Source organism: Rhodococcus sp. NKCM2511 (assembly GCF_014905595.1).
GTDB classification, from domain to species: Bacteria; Actinomycetota; Actinomycetes; order Mycobacteriales; family Mycobacteriaceae; genus Rhodococcoides; species Rhodococcoides fascians.
Genome location: NZ_BNHJ02000002.1, coordinates 368,708 through 390,257, shown reverse-complemented (window position 1 = coordinate 390,257; position 21,550 = coordinate 368,708). Strand labels below are relative to the sequence as shown.

The 21,550-nt window shown below is 65.4% G+C and carries 17 protein-coding genes and 1 pseudogene; 10 read left to right on the top strand and 8 right to left on the bottom strand.

From position 1 onward, the window contains the following. The first annotated feature begins 413 nt into the window (after positions 1-413). The 5 genes from JLZ96_RS18495 (at position 414) to proB (ending at position 7,649) form a co-directional block, all read left to right on the top strand. Positions 414-4,016, top strand: a complete 3,603-nt coding sequence (locus tag JLZ96_RS18495; protein ID WP_201010926.1) for a translation initiation factor IF-2 N-terminal domain-containing protein — start codon at positions 414-416, stop codon at positions 4,014-4,016. A 233-nt stretch (positions 4,017-4,249) separates the two neighbouring features. After that, positions 4,250-4,561, top strand: a complete 312-nt coding sequence (gene rplU, locus JLZ96_RS18490; protein ID WP_027497555.1) for a 50S ribosomal protein L21 — start codon at positions 4,250-4,252, stop codon at positions 4,559-4,561. A 59-nt stretch (positions 4,562-4,620) separates the two neighbouring features. Beyond that, positions 4,621-4,884: a 50S ribosomal protein L27 gene (rpmA, locus tag JLZ96_RS18485; RefSeq protein ID WP_027497554.1), complete on the top strand. Its 264-nt coding sequence runs from the start codon at positions 4,621-4,623 to the stop codon at positions 4,882-4,884. A gap of 171 nt (positions 4,885-5,055) precedes the next feature. Further along, positions 5,056-6,507: a GTPase ObgE gene (gene obgE, locus JLZ96_RS18480; RefSeq protein ID WP_201010925.1), complete on the top strand. Its 1,452-nt coding sequence runs from the start codon at positions 5,056-5,058 to the stop codon at positions 6,505-6,507. A 62-nt stretch (positions 6,508-6,569) separates the two neighbouring features. Continuing rightward, positions 6,570-7,649, top strand: a complete 1,080-nt coding sequence (gene proB, locus JLZ96_RS18475) for a glutamate 5-kinase (protein ID WP_370878787.1) — start codon at positions 6,570-6,572, stop codon at positions 7,647-7,649. Here proB and JLZ96_RS18470 read toward each other — a convergent pair. From JLZ96_RS18470 to JLZ96_RS18455, 5 genes and pseudogenes are all read right to left on the bottom strand, one after another. Then, entirely contained in the window at positions 7,622-8,440 is an 819-nt protein-coding gene (locus JLZ96_RS18470) for a Sir2 family NAD-dependent protein deacetylase (protein ID WP_032368456.1), read from the bottom strand. The genes proB and JLZ96_RS18470 overlap by 28 nt on opposite strands. 154 nt (positions 8,441-8,594) lie before the next feature. Beyond that, positions 8,595-8,993, bottom strand: coding sequence for an ectoine synthase (locus tag JLZ96_RS18465; RefSeq protein ID WP_027497550.1), 399 nt, complete (start codon positions 8,991-8,993; stop codon positions 8,595-8,597). Between the two features lie 38 nt (positions 8,994-9,031). Continuing rightward, positions 9,032-10,309: a diaminobutyrate--2-oxoglutarate transaminase gene (gene ectB / locus JLZ96_RS18460; protein WP_236254169.1), complete on the bottom strand. Its 1,278-nt coding sequence runs from the start codon at positions 10,307-10,309 to the stop codon at positions 9,032-9,034. 48 nt (positions 10,310-10,357) lie between these two features. After that, positions 10,358-10,858: pseudogene (ectA, locus tag JLZ96_RS25030) on the bottom strand (diaminobutyrate acetyltransferase); the annotation flags it as partial. 198 nt (positions 10,859-11,056) lie between these two features. Further along, positions 11,057-13,174: an ATP-dependent DNA helicase RecQ gene (locus tag JLZ96_RS18455; RefSeq protein WP_201010924.1), complete on the bottom strand. Its 2,118-nt coding sequence runs from the start codon at positions 13,172-13,174 to the stop codon at positions 11,057-11,059. 45 nt (positions 13,175-13,219) lie between these two features. On the opposite strand from JLZ96_RS18455, the gene JLZ96_RS18450 reads away from it, so the two are divergent. Together JLZ96_RS18450 and crcB are read left to right on the top strand one after the other, a co-directional pair. Next, positions 13,220-13,633, top strand: a complete 414-nt coding sequence (locus JLZ96_RS18450; RefSeq protein WP_201010923.1) for a CrcB family protein — start codon at positions 13,220-13,222, stop codon at positions 13,631-13,633. Next, positions 13,630-14,004: a fluoride efflux transporter CrcB gene (crcB, locus tag JLZ96_RS18445; protein WP_027497547.1), complete on the top strand. Its 375-nt coding sequence runs from the start codon at positions 13,630-13,632 to the stop codon at positions 14,002-14,004. Before JLZ96_RS18450 ends, crcB begins: the two co-directional genes overlap by 4 nt. A gap of 19 nt (positions 14,005-14,023) precedes the next feature. Here crcB and JLZ96_RS18440 read toward each other — a convergent pair whose 3' ends face one another. The 3 genes from JLZ96_RS18440 to JLZ96_RS18430 are packed head-to-tail and all read right to left on the bottom strand — an operon-like array spanning position 14,024 to position 15,732. After that, on the bottom strand, positions 14,024-14,428 hold the full coding sequence (locus JLZ96_RS18440; RefSeq protein ID WP_201010922.1) for a VOC family protein: 405 nt from the start codon (positions 14,426-14,428) through the stop codon (positions 14,024-14,026). Positions 14,429-14,437: 9 nt separating this feature from the next. Continuing rightward, positions 14,438-14,908 carry a helix-turn-helix transcriptional regulator gene (locus tag JLZ96_RS18435; RefSeq protein WP_027497545.1) on the bottom strand — a complete coding sequence of 157 codons (471 nt, stop codon included), beginning with the start codon at positions 14,906-14,908 and terminating at the stop codon, positions 14,438-14,440. Then, on the bottom strand, positions 14,905-15,732 hold the full coding sequence (locus JLZ96_RS18430) for a ribokinase (protein ID WP_236254168.1): 828 nt from the start codon (positions 15,730-15,732) through the stop codon (positions 14,905-14,907). The genes JLZ96_RS18435 and JLZ96_RS18430 overlap by 4 nt, the downstream gene beginning before the upstream one ends. 165 nt (positions 15,733-15,897) lie before the next feature. Between JLZ96_RS18430 and JLZ96_RS18425 the strand changes: the two genes are divergently transcribed. From JLZ96_RS18425 to JLZ96_RS18415, 3 genes are read left to right on the top strand one after another with little or no spacing between them, the layout of a single operon-like run. After that, the gene (locus JLZ96_RS18425) at positions 15,898-17,163 is read left to right on the top strand and encodes an aspartate aminotransferase family protein (protein WP_201010920.1); all 1,266 of its coding nucleotides are present in this window, start codon (positions 15,898-15,900) and stop codon (positions 17,161-17,163) included. Then, positions 17,160-20,072, top strand: a complete 2,913-nt coding sequence (locus tag JLZ96_RS18420; RefSeq protein WP_201010919.1) for an FAD-binding and (Fe-S)-binding domain-containing protein — start codon at positions 17,160-17,162, stop codon at positions 20,070-20,072. Before JLZ96_RS18425 ends, JLZ96_RS18420 begins: the two co-directional genes overlap by 4 nt. Then, complete coding sequence (locus tag JLZ96_RS18415) at positions 20,069-21,544, top strand: NAD-dependent succinate-semialdehyde dehydrogenase (RefSeq protein ID WP_167329680.1); 1,476 nt, start codon at positions 20,069-20,071, stop codon at positions 21,542-21,544. The genes JLZ96_RS18420 and JLZ96_RS18415 overlap by 4 nt, the downstream gene beginning before the upstream one ends. Positions 21,545-21,550: the final 6 nt, after the last annotated feature.

Genomic DNA, 21,550 nt, shown 5'->3' with positions numbered 1-21,550 from the left:
GATCATCGCGTGTGGGATACTCGACGGAGATCGACCCCACAGCACTTGTACGTTCACACGCTCCACCTCTGTTCAGCTCCACCGAAGTTCGCTAGAGAAAAAGTGCTCGTGGGATCGATCGGATGACTGTCGTCGACCCGCTGCCCGTCATCGCAGAGTCGCGAACGAGAGACAGGCTCTTTCGCGTTCATGCTTGATGATCAGGCGCTCGGATCGCCGAGACACCACCATCCAGCCAGGCACTGCACACGCCGTCGTCGGCCACCGAGATTCACGAGGTGGCTCAAACGATTTGTGGAGAGCGAGACCGAACAGCTGACGTCCAACCCGACGTGAGTACACAAGGATTGCCCTCGCGTGGCCGCGTCACACCCGATTTCGGATGAACGCGCCCGGGGGCCCGAGGAGACTACGTGGCCGATCAAAGCCCGCCCGAAGATGTACAGAGCACGAACGCAGGAAATCCGGAGGACACCGACGCGGTGTCGTCCGCGAAATCCGACGCGGTTTCCGTGCAACCCGACACCATCGAATTGCCGACCAGGCTGCGTGTGCATGCACTGGCGAAAATTCTGGGCGTGACCAGCAAGCAGTTGCTCGTCACTCTCGGTGAGCTCGGCATCGAAGCCCGCAGCGCGCAGTCGAGTCTGAGCCGAGACGTTGCCGAGTCGGTGCGCGATTCGGTGAACGGGCCGACCGCACCCGCCCCCGATGCCTCCGCAGCGGAGTCGCCGGCACCGGATGCGTCGACAGACCAGCAGCCCGAGCCCGCATCGGTAGAGGTCCCGGCCGAGACGGCACCCTCGGTAGAGGTCCCCGCTGCCGAGGCAACGCTGTTCACCAGCGCGCCCACGGCCGAGCCCGAGGCCGCCCAACCCACGGCCACGACCTTCGCGACGCCGGTGTTCCTGCAGCCGGCAGCGGCAGAGCCCGCAGCAGAATCGGCGGATGCTCCGTCCGAGGCCCCCGCACGGCGTCGACGTAGTCGCAAGGCCGCACCCAAGGACGAGGCACCGTCCGACAACATCGCAGCGTCCGACAACAAGGCCACGGACGAGCCCGCGAACGGCGAGTCACCCGTCGCCGAGAACGTCTCGACGGTCGCCTCCGACACCGCCGCGCAGGACACCGCTGTGTCCGGTGCTCCCGTGTCCGAGTCCGGTGCATCGGATGCGTCGTCCGACGAGTCCGGGGCTTCCTCGGCAGCGGACGGCTCGGGAGACGACGACGACCAGTCTCAGCCCCGTCGCCGTCGCCGCGGTCGCCGCGGTCGTGGGCGTGGACGCGGAGAGCAGTCGTCCGACGACAACTCGACCGACGACAACTCGACCGACGAGGATTCGGACGACACCGACTCCGAGACGGACAGCAGCACGTCCGCCTCTTCGGTAGACGGCGAGTCCACCGGAGCGGACGAGTCCGACGATTCCGATGCCGACGAGACCTCCGGCGACGACCAGCCCTCGAGTTCGGGACGGCGTTCGCGTCGCTCACGGTCACGCGGCCGCGGGTCCGATCGGCAGAACGCCACGACCGACGCCACCACCGACGGGTCGGACAAGCAGGGCGAGGACAGTGAGGACGAGTCCGAGTCCGGCGCTCAGGACAACTTCGGCGACTCCGACAACGGTGATTCTGACAACGGCGATTCGGACGGAGACGGCTCGAGCCGTCGTCGTCGGCGTCGCCGCCGCCGTAAGACCGGAGCCGAGGCCGCGGCAGAAGCAGCTGCGTCCTCCGAGGACGACCCGCCCAACACCGTCGTGCACGAACGCGAGCCGCGCAACAAGAGCCGCGCACCGCGCGACGAGGTGCAGGGCATCTCCGGTTCGACTCGGCTCGAGGCCAAGCGGCAGCGTCGCCGTGACGGCCGTGATGCCGGGCGACGTCGTCCGCCGATTCTGACCGAATCGGAATTCCTCGCTCGTCGTGAGTCGGTGGACCGCGTGATGGTCGTTCGCGAGAAGGCCACCCCGGACCATCCGTTGACCACGCAGGTCGCCGTGCTCGAAGACGGCGTTCTGGTGGAGCACTTCGTGACCAGTAGCGCCACCGCCTCGATGGTCGGCAACGTCTATCTCGGCCGCGTGCAGAACGTCCTGCCCAGTATGGAAGCAGCGTTCATCGACATCGGCCGTGGCCGTAACGGCGTGCTGTACGCAGGCGAGGTCAACTGGGACGCTGCCGGTCTCGGCGGAAGCGCGCGCAAGATCGAGCAGGCCCTCAAGCCGGGCGATCAGGTTCTGGTGCAGGTCAGCAAGGATCCGGTGGGCCACAAGGGCGCTCGCTTGACGACGCAGCTGTCGTTGGCCGGACGCTTCCTCGTCTACGTTCCCGGTGGCAGTTCCACCGGCATCAGCCGCAAGCTGCCCGACACCGAGCGCAAGCGACTCAAGGAGATTCTGCGCGACATCGTTCCCCCCGAGGCCGGCGTCATCATCAGGACCGCGGCCGAGGGCGTCAGCGAGGAAGAACTCGCGCGCGACGTGACGCGGCTGCAGGCCCAGTGGGCCAGCATCGAAGAGCGGTCCGCGAACGCTGAAACAGGCAAGGGCGTGCAGCCGCAGACGCTGTACGAAGAGCCCGACATGCTGGTGAAGGTCATCCGCGACCTCTTCAACGAGGACTTCTCGAAGCTCGTCATCGAGGGTGACAAGGCGTGGACGACCACGTCGAACTACGTGGAGACCGTGGCTCCGGACATGATGGAGCGCCTGCAGCGCTACGAGGCCAACGGCAGCTCCGTGGACGTGTTCGCAGCTCACCGCATCGACGAACAGCTGGCCAAGGCCCTCGATCGCAAGGTGTGGTTGCCCTCGGGCGGCACGCTGGTGATCGATCGCACCGAGGCGATGACGGTCGTCGACGTCAACACCGGAAAGTTCACCGGCTCCGGCGGCAACCTGGAAGAGACCGTCACCCGCAACAACATCGAGGCGGCCGAGGAAGTCGTCCGCCAGATGCGTCTGCGCGACATCGGCGGCATGATCGTCGTCGACTTCATCGACATGGTGCTGGAATCGAACCGCGATCTGGTGCTACGCCGTCTGACCGAGGCGTTGGGCCGTGACCGGACCCGTCATCAGGTGTCCGAGGTGACCTCGCTCGGTCTGGTGCAGATGACGCGCAAGAAGCTCGGCACGGGATTGGTCGAGGCCTTCTCCACCACGTGCGAGCACTGCCAGGGTCGCGGAATCATCGTGCATCCGTTCCCCATCGACGCCAAGCCGGACTCCGACGGTGGACGCCCGAGCTCGTCACGTTCGGACTCGAACGGTTCGGGCAACGGCAGCAGGCGTCGACGCGGCAAGGACGCCAAGTCCGACGGAAACGATCGGTCCGACAACACCGAGCGGTCGACGCCGAACGGACAGTCGGGCACGACGGACGGGACCGACCACCCGGTGGTCGACCCGTCGATCAAGCGGGCACACCCCGTGGCTCTGGCGATGGCAGCGCATCATGACGACGTGGTGGCCGATGTCAGCCCCGCGGAGGTCTCGCAGGCATCGTCCGGCTCCGCCGGTGACAAGGACGAGTCGGTCACCGTGGTCTCGGCCGAGGACGTGGCTGTCGCCGCAGCGGCGAACGAGGACGCGGACGCCGCGCAGGCAACCGTGGACAGCGCGCAGGCTCACGAGCCGGTGCCGGCTGCAGAATCCGTCGGCGACGGCGGCTCCGCGGATACCGGGGCGACGCAGTCCTCCGACGACACCCCCGCCCAGCCGGAGCCGGTGGTGGCCACCCCACGACGGGGCCGACGGGTGGCTCGGAAGGCCGCCGCGCCGACCAGTGCTGCGCCGGATGCCGGTGTGCTGATGGTGGTTTCGGCCACGGCAGACGCCGACGATGTTGCCGACGCAGGTTCGGCCGGCGGTGACACGGTGGCCGATTCAGCGCCGCTGACAGCGGCGGCGGAGCAGCCTGTCGAGCAGGTGGACGTGCCGACCGCACGTCCGCGCAGGAGACGGGCAGCGGCACGTCCGGCAGGCCCGCCGGTGGACATCGATGTGTAGGGGTCGAGGCGGTTTGACCCTGGCCGTCTCTCTGCCGTAACCTTGATAAGTCGCTCCCGGTGACACTGTCTTGTTGTGCCTAGCGGTCCTGCAAGTGGAAACAGTTCTCGAGTGGTTCGGATGCAGTTCGGTCCGGATCGGCCGAATGGGAGCAAGCAAACACGTTTTACCAGACCAGTCGCGGTGCCATGCGCAACGCGAGCAAGTTCGAAGAAGCAAGGGGTAGCCCTCCGATGGCAACGTACGCGATCGTCAAGACCGGCGGAAAGCAGTACAAGGTCGCTGTTGGTGACCTCGTCAAGGTCGAGAAGATCGAGGGAGCGCCCGGCACTGCTGTCTCGCTTGCTCCGGTCCTCGTCGTAGACGGATCCGACCTGACCACAGATGCAGACAAGCTGGCAAAGATCTCGGTCGCCAGTGAGATCGTCGAGCACACCAAGGGCCCGAAGATCCGCATCCACAAGTTCAAGAACAAGACCGGATACCACAAGCGTCAGGGACACAGGCAGAAGCTGACTGTCCTCAAGGTCACCGGCATCAAGTAACCAGGTCTTACCGGACCCGAGTTCTTTTCAGCTGATTCACCCCGAGGAGGGTATGCAACATGGCACATAAGAAGGGTGCATCAAGCTCCCGTAACGGTCGCGACTCGAACGCACAGCGCCTCGGCGTCAAGCGCTTCGGCGGCCAGACCGTCGGCGCAGGCGAGATCTTGGTCCGCCAGCGCGGCACGCACTTCCACCCCGGCGTCAACGTCGGCCGTGGCGGCGACGACACCTTGTTCGCACTCGCTCCCGGCGCAGTCGAATTCGGTGCCAAGCGCGGACGCAAGACCGTGAACATCGTTCCGGTCACTGTAGAGGCCTAGTCCTTCTGCAGCTCGCGCTCACGATGACCGGCACGGCAGGCAACTGCCCGGGTCGGACGTCCACCGCGCACGTTCACAGCTCCCGATAGGGGCGGACCAGGGTCACGAGACCGGTCCGCCCCTATCGCTTTTTTCACCCCGTTTTTCTTCCAGAAAGGATCGAAGACAGCTATGTCACGATTCATCGACCGCGTGGTGCTGCACGTCAGCGCCGGCAAAGGTGGCAACGGCTGCTCTTCGGTTCACCGCGAGAAGTTCAAGCCTCTCGGCGGCCCGGACGGCGGCAACGGCGGTCAGGGTGGCGGAGTCATCTTTGTCGTCGACAGCAACGTCCACACATTGCTCGACTTCCACTTCTCCAGTCATGCGAAGGCCGGCAACGGAACTCAGGGCATGGGCGGAAACCGTGAAGGGGCCAACGGAGAGGACCTGATTCTCAAGGTCCCCGACGGCACCGTCGTGCTCGACAAGAAGGGCAACGTCCTCGCCGACATGATCGGTGAGGGAACGCGTTTCGACGCCGCTCCCGGCGGGCGCGGCGGGCTCGGCAACGCAGCACTGGCGTCCAAGGCTCGTCGAGCGCCCGGTTTCGCTCTGCTCGGCGAAGAGGGCATCGAACGCGAACTCGTCCTCGAACTCAAGTCCGTCGCCGACGTCGGCCTCGTCGGATTCCCGTCGGCCGGTAAGTCCTCGTTGGTTTCGGTTCTCTCCGCAGCGAAGCCGAAGATCGCCGACTACCCGTTCACCACACTGGTGCCCAACCTCGGTGTCGTCTCCAGTGGAGACACCACGTTCACCGTCGCCGACGTCCCCGGACTGATACCCGGCGCGAGTCAGGGCCGCGGTCTCGGACTGGACTTCCTGCGTCACCTCGAGCGATGCGCTGTGCTCGCACACGTAGTCGATTGCGCGACACTGGATCCGGGCCGCGACCCGATCTCCGACGTCGACGCTCTCGAAGCGGAGCTTGCGGCCTACAAGCCGGCCCTGTCCGGTGATGCCAGCCTCGGTGATCTCGCCGACCGGCCCCGCATCGTCGTACTGAACAAGGCAGACATTCCCGAGGGTGCCGAGCTCGCCGAGATGGTCACCGCGGAATTCGAGTCTCGCGGCTGGCCGGTGTTCACCATCTCCGCAGTGACGCGCGCCGGTCTCAAGCCTCTGACGTTCGCGTTGGCGAAGCTCGTCGAGGATTACCGCACAGCTCACCCGGCACCGGAGCCGCGGCGTCAGGTGCTGCGTCCCGTCGCACGAAACGACAACAGCTTCAAGGTCGTCAAGGATCCGGACATCCCGGACGGCTTCATCGTGCGCGGTACCCGTCCGGAACGGTGGGTGCGCCAGACGCAGTTCACCAATGACGAGGCCGTCGGCTACCTCGCGGACCGCCTCGCGCGGCTCGGCGTCGAGGATGCACTGATCAAGGCGGGCGCTCAGCCGGGCGCGTCGGTCACCATCGGCGACGTGTCCTTCGATTGGGAACCGCAGACCCCGGCCGGTGTCGAGATCACGATGACCGGTCGCGGCACCGATGCTCGACTCGATCAGGTCGAGCGCATCGGTGCCTCCGAGCGCAAGCACGCCCGTCAGGTTCGCCGCGGGCTCGATACCGAACAGGAGTAGACGAGGTGTCGGTGCGTGAATCCGATTCGCCCGCAGAGGCTCTCACCGATACCCGTCGTACGATCGCCGACGCCAAGCGCATCGTGGTCAAGATCGGATCCTCGGCGCTCACCAGCCTCGATGCCGGTCTCGATCTGGCTCGACTGGACCTGTTGGCCGACGCCATCGAGTCGCGGATGCGTAGCGGCACCGACGTGGTCGTCGTCTCGTCGGGCGCGATCGGTGCAGGCATGGCACCACTCGGCCTCACCAGACGCCCACGTGACCTCGCAACGAAGCAGGCTGCGGCGAGCGTAGGTCAGCTTGCTCTGGTCAACGCCTGGAGTTCGTCGTTCCACCGGTACGGCCGCACGGTCGGGCAGGTGTTGCTGACCGCCGAGGACATCGCGCGGCGAACCAATCACCGTAATGCGCAGCGCACCTTGGATCGGCTACGGTCGCTCGGCGCAGTCGCGATCGTCAACGAGAACGACACCGTGGCCACCGCCGAGATTCGGTTCGGTGACAACGATCGGTTGGCGGCACTCGTGGCACACCTCGTCGGTGCCGACGCGCTGTTCCTGCTCTCGGATGTGGACGGGCTGTACGACGGTGACCCGCGCAAGGGTTCGGCCACGTTGATCCCCGAGGTGACCAGCCCGGAAGATCTGGACGGCGTCGTCGCCGGGTCCGGGGGAGCGCTCGGTACCGGCGGTATGGCCTCCAAACTCTCTGCTGCGCGCCTGGCGGCCGACGCCGGGGTTCCGGTGCTGCTGGCCGCGGCATCCGATGCTGCTCACGCTCTGACGACGTCCGCAGTGGGCACCGCCTTCGCGGCGCGCCCGACGCGGTTGTCGGCACGAAAGTTCTGGGTGCGGCATGCGGCCGACGCGGCAGGTGAGCTACACCTCGATGCCGGTGCCGTGCGAGCAGTCGTCGAGCGGCGCAGGTCGTTGTTGTCTGCGGGGATCACGGCCGTGTCCGGTTCATTTCACGGCGGAGACGTCGTCTCTCTCGTCGATACCGACGGTGTACTGGTGGCCCGCGGGGTCGTCGCCTACGACTCCGGGGAGTTGTCCGGAATGCTCGGGCGGTCCACGGGGGAGTTGGCCGCGGAGCTACAGCGTCCGGTGGTTCACGCGGACGATCTCGTCCGCGCCTGATCGGACGCGTCAGCCAGCGCTGTCGCTGTTTCCGAACAGCCGGTATGCAGTGTGAGAGAGGCGAATTCGTCGCCACGGGTAGAACCCCGATTGACGATGACAACGGGCGTGCCGGTCTTGAACGCGTGTCTGACGAATCGCAGGCCCGACATCACGGTCAGCGAGGACCCTAGTACCAGCAGTGCGTCACTGCGGTCGACGAGGTCGAAGGCCTCGGCCACGCGCGGTTTGGGGACACTCTCGCCGAAATAGACGATGTCGGGTTTGAGTATGCCGGAACAGGATTCGCAATCGACCATCCGAAAATGCGCGGTGGACGAGATGATCGCGTCGGCGTCGGGTGCGATCTCGACGCCCTCGGCCGGAGCAACGGATTCGACGAAGCCCGGGTTGGCTCGGTCGAGGCGTCGGGCCAACTCGAACCTCGACACCAACCGCTCGCAATTCAGGCAACGCACGCGGGCGTAGACACCGTGGAGATCGATGACGTTGCGGCTGCCGGCTTTGGTGTGCAGCATATCGACGTTCTGGGTGATGATGCCGGTGACGACTCCTGCACGTTCGAGACGGGTCAGGGCTCGGTGGCCGTCGTTGGGTACTGCCGCGTCCATATGCCGCCAACCCACGTGATTACGCGCCCAGTAGTGCCTTCTGAACTCGGCATCACCGATGAACTGCTGAAAAGTCATCGGATTGCGCGGTGGTGACTTCGGACCCCGATAGTCCGGAATTCCGGAGTCGGTCGACATGCCGGCACCGGTGAGCACTGCAACAGTTCTTCCGTCCAGCATCGAGAGCAATTGCCGATACGTTTCCGCGGGCGCGGTCGGAGCATTCACCTCGTCCAGGATAGCGAAGAGTCGTGTCACGCATCGACCGACAACGACGACACCGGGCCCGCACCGACGATGCGTCGGTGCGGGCCCGGTGTTGTGACGAAATGCGTTACGCAGGTACCTCGACGAGGGGGTACACGCCGTTTTCGTCGTGCGTCTCGTTGCCGACGACCGGCGGGTTGAACACACACAGCATGCGCATTGTCGTGCGCGGCTCCACGGTGTGACGCTCGTGCCCGTTGAGCAGGTACATCGACCCCGGTCCGAGCTCGTACGTCTGTCCGGTCTCGCGATCGGTCAGCGTTCCTTCACCCTCGATGAGCCACACCGCTTCGACGTGGTTCGCGTAGTGGAAGTTGTTCACCGTTCCGGGCTGGATGGTGGTCTCGTGGAACGAGAAGCCGACCTTGTCACCGCCCAGAATGATTCTCTTGCTGCGCCAGTTGCCGTCCTCGCTCGAGATGTCGCGGTCGGTTCCGGTGATTTCTTCGGTGGTGCGAACGATCATGCGATGTCTCCTTCGATGTCGGTGTGTGCTGGACGCTGCTAGGACAGAACTTTCGCCACTGCACTTTCGATGATGTCCAGGCCGCGGTCGAGCTCGTCGATCGTCGTGGTCAACGGGGGAAGAAGCTTGACGACCTCGTCCTTGGGGCCCGCGGTCTCGACGAGCAGACGCTCGTCGTAGCACAGCTGAGACACCTTGCCGGCCAACTCCGCGTCGTCGAACACCAGAGCCTGGACCATGCCGCGACCGCGAGTCGAGATGCCGTCGAACTTGGCGCACAACTTCATGAACCGATCCTGGATGTGCTCGCCCTTGGCGAGGGTTTCCTTCTCGAACTTGTCGTCGGACCAGTAGTGGTCGATGGCTGCCTTTGCCGTGACGAACGACGGGTTGAAGCCGCGGAAGGTGCCGTTGTGCTCACCCGGTGCCCAGACGTCCAGCTCGGGCTTGAACAGTGTCAGCGCCAGCGGCATGCCGTAGCCGCCGATGGACTTCGACAGGGTGACGATGTCCGGGGTGATGCCGGCTTCCTCGAACGAGAAGAACTGGCCGGTGCGGCCGCAGCCCATCTGCACGTCGTCGACGATCAGCAGAATTTCGCGTCGCGAGCACAGTTCGGCCAACGCGCGCAACCACTCCGGTCGTGCGACGTTGATTCCGCCCTCGCCCTGAATGGTCTCTACGATCACCGCGGCCGGTCGGTTGAATCCACTGCCCGAGTCGTCGAGAACGCGCTCGAACCACTGGAAGTCCTCGGTGACGCCGCCGAAGTAGTTGTCGTACGGCATCGGAGTGGTGTGCACCAATGGAATTCCGGCGCCAGCTCGCTTCATCGAGTTGCCGGTGACCGACAACGCGCCGAGTGTCATGCCGTGGAATGCGTTGGTGAAGTTGATGATCGCCTCGCGCCCGGTGACCTTGCGAGCGAGCTTGAGCGCTGCCTCGACGGTGTTGGTGCCCGTCGGACCGGGGAACTGAACCTTGTAGTCCAAGCCGCGGGGGTCGAGGATGTTCTTCTTGAACGACTCGAGGAACTCACGCTTGGCGACGGTGGACATGTCGAGTCCGTGCGTGATGCCATCGCTGGTGATGTAGTCCACCAACGCGCTCTTGATCATGTCGTTGTTGTGGCCGTAATTGAGTGCGCCTGCGCCACCGAAGAAATCGAGGTAGTCGTTGCCGTTCTCGTCGGTGATGACCGAGTTCTTCGCTGTGGTGAACACGGCGGGCCACTGGCGACTGTAGCTACGCACGCCGGACTCGACGGTCTCGAATACGTCGGGCTTCTCTGTTGTCACTGTGTTCTTTACGGTCATGTTCTGCTTGTTCCTTTCGTAATTCCGCGATGCGTCCGGGCCTACGGTGTAGAGCTCTTCTGCTTCGTGGCTATCAGGGAAATCGTTGGGCGCGAACAAATCCGACTTGACGATGTCGGTACCTCGCTTGCGTGCGAGGCTGGTGAAGGTTGCGATGGACGCTTCGTTGTCCGGGCTGATCGTGGTTTCGAGGTGCGTGATGCCCTGTGGCTCGAGGCGGTCGAGCAGCTCCATGAGCATGCGACCGGCAAGTCCCTTGCCGCGCTGGTCCGCATCCACGGCGACCTGCCACACGAACAGCGTTCGAGGGGCGTCCTGGCGGATGTATCCGGTGACGAAACCGACTGCGCGGCCGTCGATGTCGGATACGACAGTGGTGGCCGCGAAATCTCGGCACCACAACACGTACGAGTAGCTGGAGTTCAGATCCAGAACTCGTGAATCTCTTGCGATCTCCCAGAGCCGGACTCCGTCGGAGATCTGTGGCTTACGAAACTTCACTGCGTCCGGCGCAGTGAGCGGGGTACCTCTCAGCAATGCAGGCTTCATAGGAAATACGACCGTAACAAGGAGGCGGGAGCATATCGAGTGCGTCGGAGAATCGACGCCCGAATCGGACATGCTTTGCCTGGTTAACCGCCGATTGTGATGGTGCTCACATATTTCAGGATCGGCTGGCGGTACCCACCTGGCGCGTTTTCAAACACGAATTCCGAGAAGGCCCTGGTTCGGCGTTGCCGCTATGCCCTATTTGGGCGTTGCCAATGCGAAGGGGAGGATCGCATCCGCTCCCGCAGCCTGCAGCGCTGCGGTTGCACACGTGAACGTCCAGCCGGTGTCGGTGAGCAGATCGACGAGCAGAATCGGCCCGTCTACGGACGATACGTCCGGAACCTCCCACGAGTCCACCAGGCCGGCAACTCGGAAGGCCGAATTCGCGGCCGATACCGGGGGATGTCCCGGTCTGACCTGCATCACTCCCAGGTTCTCCAGCTTCCCGACGGTTGCCAGGCGCTCGGCTACCGAGCGCACCAGCAGCGGGTGGGTGGGGGAGTCGAGGGCCAGCACGGCGGTCGGGCGGTCGGCCCAGTCCCAGTTGGCCAGCACCGAGATGCAGGCCTTCTCCAGCGCCTCGGTGACGGGAGCGTCGGGTGCATCCAGCAGGGCTCGCAAGCGTCCACCCCACCCGAGGTCGGTGAGGCGGCCGAGAACGCGACCCGGTCGGTGCGGGGTGCCGATCTTGCCCGAGAGCGATACACCGAGCTTTTTCATCCCACTGGGCCACTGCTTTCTGGGCTGGAGATCGAGTCCGGGGCGATCGAGCCGGGCCCTCGCAGAGTCGACCGACGTGGCATCGACCGCGGACGAGAGATGCTCGCCCGTGCAGTTGTCGCATCGGCCGCAACGGTCGGACTCGGTGCCGGGTGCGCCGAGATCGGGGTCGTCGAGCTGCCGACGAAGAAATTCCATCCGGCACCCATCGGTGCTCTGGTAGTCGAGCATCGCCTGCTGCTCACGGTCCCTGGCTTGCTCGAGGCGTTCGTAGCGGCTCGCGTCGTACGTCCACGACTCACCGGTGGCCATCCAACCGCCACGGACGCGTCTGACGGCCCCGTCGACGTCCAGGACCTTGAGCACCATCTCGAGCCTGCTGCGATTGAGCTCGACCAGTGGCTCGAGAGCTTGGGTCGACTGAGCCTTGTCGGTATCGAGTGCCTCGATGACCTGTCGCACGAGATGTTCCCGCGGGAATGCGACGGAGGCGAAATAGCTCCAGATCTGCCGGTCCTCGTGGCCGGGGAGTAGTACGACGTCGGCGCGTTCGGTGGCGCGGCCGGCGCGACCGACCTGCTGGTAGTAGGAGATCGGCGAGGACGGTGCCCCCATGTGCACGACGAAGCCGAGGTCGGGTTTGTCGAACCCCATGCCGAGTGCGGAGGTCGCGACGAGCGCCTTGACCCGGTTTGCGAGTAGGTCGGCTTCGAGTGATTCGCGTTCGGTGGGGTCGGTCTGACCGGTGTACGACGCCACGACGTGGCCCTGGTCGGTGAGCAGCGCGGCGAGATCCTTGGCGGCCGAGACCGTCAGCGTGTAGATGATTCCGGAGCCCGGCAGGGTCTTCAGGTGATCGCCGAGCCACGCTGCGCGCTCGGTGGCGTTCTCGATCCGCACCACCGACATCCGTAGTGAGTCTCGTGCGAGTCCGCCGCGTAGGACCAGGGTGTCTCCGCCGCCGACCCCGAGTTGGGCGGCGACGTCGTCGACCACCCGGTCGTTCGCGGTCGCGGTGGTGGCCAGCACGGGTATGCCGTCGCGCAGTTCGGCGATGAGGGTTCGGATCCGCCGGTAGTCGGGCCGGAAATCATGTCCCCAATCGGAGACACAGTGGGCCTCGTCGACCACGACCAGGCCGGCGTCACCGGCCAACGACGGCAGCACCTGGTCGCGGAAGTCGGGATTGTTCAGGCGCTCCGGGCTGACCAACAGCACGTCGAGCTCACCCGAGTTCACCTGTTGATGGATCTCGTCCCACTCGGTCATGTTGCCCGAGTTGATGGTCGCCGCCCGCACCCCGGCGCGCTGCGCAGAGGCGACCTGGTTTCGCATCAACGCCAGCAGTGGCGACACGATGACCGTCGGTCCCAGACCCTGGGCGCGCAGTAGTTTCGCGGCGATGAAGTAGACAGCCGACTTACCCCAACCGGTCCGCTGGACCACCAGCGCACGCCGACGGTGCACGACCAGCGCCTCTATTGCCGTCCACTGGTCCTCGCGCAACACCGCGTCGGGGCCGGCGAGCTCACGCAGCAGCCTTTCGGCGTCTTCGCGCAAGTTGCCTACGGTCGCGTGCGTCGCTGTCGTCATACTGTTCATCGTGCAGCATCGGTACGACAGAGAGCAGAGCCGGCGGTGAGCGACCCGGCATCGCATCGCAACCTCGCGGCCTTGGCAACGGTATTCGTCGGCGGCGCGGCAGGCACTGCTGCTCGCTATGCGATCGAGGAACGTCTCCCGCACACGACGTCGCAGTGGCCTCTTGCCACCTTCGGAATCAACATCGTCGGTGCGTTCGTGCTGGGGTTGCTGCTCGAGTCGCTGCTGCGCAGTGGTCCCGATACGGGTGGACGGCGTCGGCTCCGGTTGCTCGGCGGTTCGGGGTTCTGTGGCGCGTTCACCACGTACAGCACCTTCGCCCTCGAAACGGTCGAGGGTGTCCGGGGCGGATTCACCGGACTGGCGTCGGCATACGCCGTCGTCAGTGTGGTGTTGGGAGTTGTGGCGGCCGGAGCCGGAATCATGTTCGCCAACACGGTGATCCGATGATCGCGGCCCTGGTGATCCTGGCCGGCGCGCTCGGGTCGGTCGCGCGATTCTTCGTCGATGCGGAGGTGAAGTCACGGCTGAGCTCGCGCACGAGCTTCCCGTGGGCAACCGTCGGCATCAACATCTCGGGCTCGTTCCTGCTCGGGTTGCTGGCCGGCTGGGTGATGCTGCGCGCCGGCTCCACCGATGCGCAGGCAGTTCTCGGAACCGGGTTCTGTGGGGGCTACACCACCTTCAGTACCTCGACCGTGGACACCGTGCGGTTACTGCAGCAGGGCCGTCGGGTCGACGCCGCCGTCAACGCGATCGGCACACTGGTGGCGTCCGTACTCGCGTGCGGTGGCGGTCTGGCGCTCGCCTCGGCTCTGTAGTCGAGGCGGGCGCCACACTTCAGGCTTGGCTGACGCGCACCATGTTTCCGGCCGGGTCACGGAACGCGGCATCGCGGGCACCCCAGGGCTGACTCGTCGGCTCCTGCAGTATCTCGCCCGTACCCGCCGCGCGGATCCGCTCGAACGCGGCGTCGAGGTCGTCGGCGCGGAACAGTAGTCCCGGCAACTCGCCCTTGGCCAGCAGCGCGGCGAGCTGATCGCCCAGTTCCCGAGAACGGCCCGCGTACGGCTGCGACAACACGACCTCGATTTCGGGTTGTTCGCTGGTGGACAGCGTGATCCAGCGGTAGCCGTCGTTGGCCACCTCGCTCTTGACCTCGAGTCCGAGAGCGTCTCGATAGAACGCAACCGAGGCATCGGGGTCGTCGGTGTAGACGTGAACGTGGCTCAGTGAAAGTGTCATGGATGAAGGCTAGGACGCCCCGGCCGCAGATGCTTCTTCGATTCTGCTCGGCTCGGTCACCGCCGCCGTCGGGGATGTGGGCCCTCGCATCGGGCGTCCGAGAACCATCGCGGTGCAGCTGGGTACGGCATGGCTGCCACGATGATCGCGGGCGCGGTAGGCGCTCGGTGTCTCGCCCACGATCTCGGTGAATCTCGAGCTGAACGACCCGAGGCTGGTACAGCCGACGGCGAAGCACGCCTCGGTGACCGTGACGTCTCCGCGTCGCAGCAGCGCTTTGGCGCGCTCGATCCGTCGTGTCATCAGATGCGCGTACGGCGTCTCGCCGTAGGCCTCCCGAAAACGGCGACTGAAATGTGCAGTGGACATCAGCGCGGTTCTGGCGAGTGACGGGACGTCGAGCGGTTGCGCGAAATCGCGATCCATCCGATCGCGCGCGCGGCGCAGCAGGCGAAGCTCGGTCGGGTCGTACGCAGTCATCGCGCGTCCGCACGGTGAAGGGATTCGATCTGGGCCCTCGTTCCCGAGGACGAGCTCGCGCCCGCTCCCGTCGCAGCGAAAGCACCTGCGGCGACGGCCCATTCGACTGCAGCGCGGGGACCGCCCGACCAGGACGCCGCGAGTGCCCCGGCGAAAGCGTCACCCGCTCCGGTGGTGTCGACCGCCTCGACCTTCGGCGCAGGTACTTCGAACGATTCCGAGCCGCGGTATCTCGCGCCTCGTGCGCCGAGCGTGGTGACCACATGTTCTATGTTCTTCGCTCGGCTCCCGATGCGCGCTTCCTCGGCCTCGTTGACCACCAGGACGTCGGTGGCGGTAACCAGAGCGTCGGGCAGATCCTGGACGGGGGACGGGTTGAGCATCGTCACGACGTCGTGGGAGTGCGCGTACTCGAACGCGGCGAGCACGGTCTCGAGGGGAATCTCCAACTGGCACAGCAGGATATCGGCCTCGTCGATGATTGCCAGGTCGTCGTCGGTGAGCTCGTGTACACCGCCGTTGGCTCCGGCGACGACCACGATGCTGTTCTCGGCTCGGTCGTCGACGGTGATGGCGGCGATACCGGACGCTCCTGCTGCGGTTCGCAGAGCGTGGTCGTCGACGCCTGCGCTGGTGAGTGTGTGCCGCAGTGTCGGCCCGAATTCGTCGTCGCCGACCGCCCCGACGAAGCTCACGCGACCTCCCGACTTCGACGCCGCGATCGCCTGGTTGGCACCTTTGCCGCCGGGAGCGGTGTCGAACGAGGTCCCCAACACGGTTTCGCCCGGTTCCGGCAGGGCGGGGGTCCGAGTGATCAGGTCCATGTTGATGCTGCCCAGTACGACGATGCGTGGGCTGTTCGAGCGAGGGTTCGATGCGGACACGACCGAACCCTATCGCTCTCGGCTCGACCGAACGGGTCGATCCCGCCCGGAATTTTCAATTGCAGATTGTTGACAATCCGTAATCGGTGGGTGACGATGGCACCCATGACAGCGTCGACTCGCACCCACCTCAGCCCCGCACTCAAGCAGGCGACCCCGATTGTCGTCGACCACGGAAAGGGCAGCTGGATCATCGGGACCGACGGGCGCAAATACCTCGACTTCACCACCGGCATCGGCGTCACCAGCACCGGTCATTGCCATCCCCGCGTGGTCGAGGCAGCTCGCGAGCAGGTGGGCAAGATCATCCACGCCCAGTACACGACCGTCATGCATCAGCCTCTGCTCGCGCTGACGGACAAGCTCGGAGAAGTGTTGCCTGCCGGGTTGGACAGTGTGTTCTACGCGAACTCGGGATCCGAGGCAGTCGAGGCGTCGATCCGATTGGCGCGCATGGCAACCGGTCGACCGAACATCGTTGCATTCCACGGCGGCTTCCACGGGCGAACGGTGGCGGCTGCATCGCTCACCACGGCGGGAACCAAGTTCCGGTCGGGATTCTCGCCGATCATGGGTGGGGTGCACATCGCACCGTTTCCGTATGCATTTCGGTACGGATGGGACATGGACACCGCAGTCGCCTTCGCGCTGAAGGAACTCGACTACCTGTTGATGACGATGTCCAGCCCCGCCGACACGGCTGCGTTCATCATCGAGCCGGTGCTGGGCGACGGCGGGTACCTGCCCACGCCCCCTGCATTCCTCGAGGGCTTGCGCGAACGCGCCGACACCCACGGCATCGTCCTGATAGTCGACGAGGTGCAGGCCGGAGTCGGACGCACCGGAACGTTCTGGGGCCATCAGCACTCGTCGATCACTCCCGACATCCTCATCACCGCAAAAGGACTCGCCAGCGGGTTCCCGATCTCGGCGATCGCCGCATCGGCAGAGCTGATGGGCAAGGCATGGCCGGGGTCGCAAGGCGGAACCTACGGCGGCAACGCCGTCGCTGCTGCGGCGGGAGTCGCTACCCTCGACGTCGTGCGCGAGGAAGGTCTGGTCGACAACGCGGCAGCGCAGGGCCGAGTTCTCCTCGACAGCCTTCTCGCGCTGAAGGAACAGCACCCGGCCATCGGTGATGCTCGGGGACTCGGATTGATGCAGGCGCTCGAATTCGTCGACAGCTCGGGCAATCCCGACGCCGCCGCTGCTCTGCGGGTGCAACAGGGTGCCATCGACGAAGGGCTGCTGTTGCTCACCTGCGGTGCGCTCGGCAACGTGGTTCGTATCATCCCCGCACTGATCGTGAACGACGACGAGATGACGTTCGGACTCGACGCGTTGTCGCGGACATTGAAGAACGTCCTGTGACAGCAGCCCCTGTTCGTTCCGAGGTGCCCGCACTCGTACAGCGAGTACGAAGACTGGGCATCGACGTCGACGATTCGTCCCGACGGTTGGCCGAATACTCCTACGACGCGTCGAACTACCGAGTCCCGCCGGCCGCTGTCGTCTTCCCGCGCAGCGCCGACGAAGTGGCTACGGTCGTGTCGCTGTGTGCCGCCGCCGACGTTGTCGTCATCGGGCGTGGCGGCGGTACCTCCATGGCGGGCAACGCAATCGGCCGTGGAATCGTCCTCGACTTCTCGCGCCACATGAACCGGGTGCTCTCGGTCGACACCGAGTCCAGGACTGCCGTCGTCGAGCCCGGGATCGTCATCTCGGAGTTGCAACGTCAGTTGGTGACGCGGACCGACGGTGCCTTCACCTTCGCGCCCGATCCGTCCAGCAAGACCCGGGCGACGGTGGGCGGGGCCGTCGGCAACGACGCGTGCGGTAACCACTCCGTGCGGTACGGTCGCACCGCCGATCACACGGTGGCCATGGACGTGGTGACTGCCGACGGATACCTGCTGCGAGTCACGCGCGCCGGTGTGCAGGCGCTGCGAACCCAGGACTCGGCGGCTGTCGCTGCAGCCGAGCGTATCTCGAACGAGCTGCGCTCGCTGGTGTCGGACAACCTGGCCCTTCTGCGGGTCGAGTTGGGTCGCATCCCACGTCAGGTATCGGGATTCCACCTCTCGCATCTGTTGCCGGAGAACGGTTTCGACGTTGCCCGGGCCCTCGTCGGAAGCGAAGGTGCCTGCGCGGTGATCGTGTCGGTGACCGTCGCCGTCGTGCCCGTACCCCCGGCCGCACTGCTGCTGTGTCTCGGATATGACGACGTGGTGGCCGCCGCGGCGGACGTGACGACCATTCTCGAGTTCTCACCCGCCGCCGTCGAAGGAATCGACGACAACATCGCCGGCACGATGGAGTATCGCCGCGGACCGGACTCGGTACGGGGGCTCCCTGCAGGAAATGCCTGGTTGTACGTCGACCTCGACGGGGCCGATGCGACAGAAGTGCAGGACAAGGCATCTCGGTTGCTCGAGGCTCTCGGTCGGCTCGGGCGCGTCAAGGAGGGTCGTATCGTGACCGATGCGGCCGATCGCGCAGCGTTGTGGCGGGTGCGCGAGGACGGCGCCGGTTTGGCGACGCGCCTGGCGAGTGGAGTCGAGTCCTGGGGCGGTTGGGAAGACGCCGCCGTGGCACCGGAGAACCTGTCGGCGTATCTCGCGGACCTGAATTCGCTACTGGCCGAATACGACTTGACCGGAGTGATGTACGGCCACTTCGGTGCCGGCTGCATGCACGTACGGATCACCTTCGACCAACGCACCGACGCCGGACGACGAGTGATGTACGACTTCCTGCGCGCTGCCGCACGCGTCGTCGTCAAGCACGGCGGCAGTCTTTCGGGCGAGCACGGTGACGGCCGCGCGCGCTCGGAGTTGTTGCCGGTCATGTATTCCCCTCGCATGCTCGACGCCTTCTCCCGGTTCAAGCGCATCTGGGACCCCGCGGGAATCCTGAACCCCGGATCCATCACCGACCCCGAACCCCTGATGGACAACCTGATGCTTCAAGGCATCCCGGCCCGGGAGTGGAAGACCAGCTTCGATCTGCACCAGATAGGGTCGCGATCCGATCTGGACCCGTTCGTCCATGCCACCCAATCCTGTGTGGGCGTGGGGAAATGTCGAACGACAACCGGTGGCGTCATGTGCCCGAGCTACCGTGCGACGGGTGACGAGAAGGATTCGACGCGGGGCCGGGCGCGGGTGCTGCAGGAGATGGTGCGCAGTTCTCCGACGGTGGCCGACGGATGGGCATCGAAGGACGTTGCGGAGTCGCTCGATCTCTGCCTGTCGTGCAAGGCCTGCTCCTCGGACTGTCCCGTCGGCGTCGACATGGCCACGTACAAATCGGAGTTCCTCGACCATCACTATGCGAGGCGGCTGCGGCCGCTGTCGCACTACTCGCTCGGGTGGTTGCCTCGATGGCTCGCGGTGACGAAGCGAACGGCACCGCTGCTCAATCGTCTGCTGACACCCCGGGTGTCGGCAGTGGCGGCACGTCTGGGTGGGCTGACCACCGAACGCGCATTGCCTCGGTTCGCGTCGTCGAAGGAACTGGCCGATGCCGTCCGAGTCGGCGGTGGCCGCGACGCCGATGTGGTGCTCGTTGTCGACACGTTCACACAAGGATTTCGCCCCGAGGTCGCTGGTGCGGCACAACGCGTTCTCGAAGACTCCGGACGCACCACCGAATGCCGAACGGATGTGTGTTGCGGTTTGACGTGGATTTCGACGGGTCAGCTGAAGTCCGCTCGCAAGCAGCTGACGAAAGCCGTTGCGGCGCTGGACGACGGTACCGACAGGCCGATCGTCGTGACCGAACCGAGCTGTGCGGCCGCGTTCCGTAAGGACATGCCCGAACTGGTCCCCACGGACGCGGCAAGGAGGGTCGCGGCGCGCGTCCAGAGCTTCGCCGGAGCGGTGATCGATCAAGCAAGCGCGGGCTGGCAGCCCTCGGGCGACATGCCGGCTGCGGTCACGGTGCAGACTCACTGCCACGAGTACGCCGTGTTCGGCGATGCAACGCAGCGCCGGGCCCTCGCCGCCGTGGGCGTCGAGTCGGTACGTGAGGCCACCGGATGTTGCGGTGTAGCAGGTAATTTCGGCTTCGAGAGTCGGCATTACGAGCTCAGCATGGATGTCGCCGAGCAGGCTCTCGCGCCCGCGTTGCGGGCTACCGAACCCGACACTCCAGTTCTGACCGATGGATTCAGCTGTCACATGCAGGTGCGCCAACTGACCGGTGACTCGGGCGACGATGCATCCGTACACCTGGCACAGATACTCGATCCACGTTCGACGAAAGGACCGCGGCCATGACCGCCAGCTCGACCACCAGCCTCACGCGTCCGCGCATCACCTCTCCCACAGACTGTTTCATCGGTGGTGCGTGGTCTCCGTCGGTATCGGACGCCCGATTCGACGTCGTGGACCCGGCCACGGGCGAGGTCATCGCCACGGTTGCGGACGGCGGTATCGCGGACGCAGAGAAAGCGCTTGCTGCAGCCGTCGACTCCGCGGCGGAGTGGGCGGCCACCGCACCGCGAGTGCGAAGCGACATACTGCGGACGGCATACGAGATGATCATGGCCCGCTCGGAGGAGCTCGCTGCGATCATCACCGCCGAGATGGGTAAACCGCTCGCCGACGCGCGCGGCGAGGTGGCGTACGGAGCCGAGTTCTTTCGCTGGTTCTCCGAGGAAGCGGTACGCATCTCGGGTGATCACACCCTGACCGGAGACGGGAAGAACCGCATCGTGGTCACCCGCGCGCCGGTCGGGCCCTGCATTCTCGTCACGCCGTGGAACTTCCCGCTGGCGATGGGAACTCGCAAGATCGGGCCTGCCCTTGCGGCAGGCTGCACCGTCGTGTTCAAGCCCGCCGAGCAGACGCCGCTGACCGCACTTGCGCTGGTTCAGATTCTCCACGAGGCGGGGGTGCCTGCGGGCGTCGTCAACATCGTGCCGACCACCGATGCGTCGGGTGTCGTGGGGTCGTGGATGAGCAGCGGCGCTGCCCGCAAGATCAGCTTCACAGGATCCACGGCAGTGGGCAAGATTCTGCTCGAACAAGCGGCGGCGACGGTGATGCGGACGTCGATGGAGCTGGGCGGGAATGCACCCTTCGTGGTCATGGACGATGCAGATCTCGACCGCGCCGTCGACGGAGCCATGGTTGCCAAGATGCGCAACATGGGCGAAGCATGTACCGCAGCGAACCGGTTCTTCGTTCACCGCAGTGTGGCACAACGCTTTTCGGATGCTTTGGCCGACCGAATGGGCGCGCTGAGGGTGGGCGCGGGCGCTTCTCACGGGACCGAGGTGGGGCCGCTGATCGACGACGCAGGCCGGGGCAAGGTCCAGGCTCTGGTCGACGATGCTCTCGCGCGCGGTGCCCGCGCCGTCGTCGGTGGTGCGGCCCCGGACGGGCCGGGCTACTTCTACCCACCGACCGTCCTGACCGATGTCGATACCGAATCGGATCTGATGTCCCAGGAAATATTCGGACCGGTGGCCGCCATCGTTCCCTTCGACACCGAGGACGAGGTCGTCGCGCTGGCCAACGACACCGAATGGGGACTGGTCGGATACGTGTTCACCCAGGACATCGATCGGGCTCTGCGAATGGGGGAGCGCCTCGAGGTGGGCATGGTGGGGCTCAACACCGGGCTGGTGTCGAATCCGGCAGCCCCGTTCGGTGGTGTCAAACAATCGGGACTCGGCCGCGAGGGCGGGAAAGTCGGAATAGACGAGTTTCTGGAGTACAAATACTTCGCGATTCCCCGCAGCTGAGGAAGG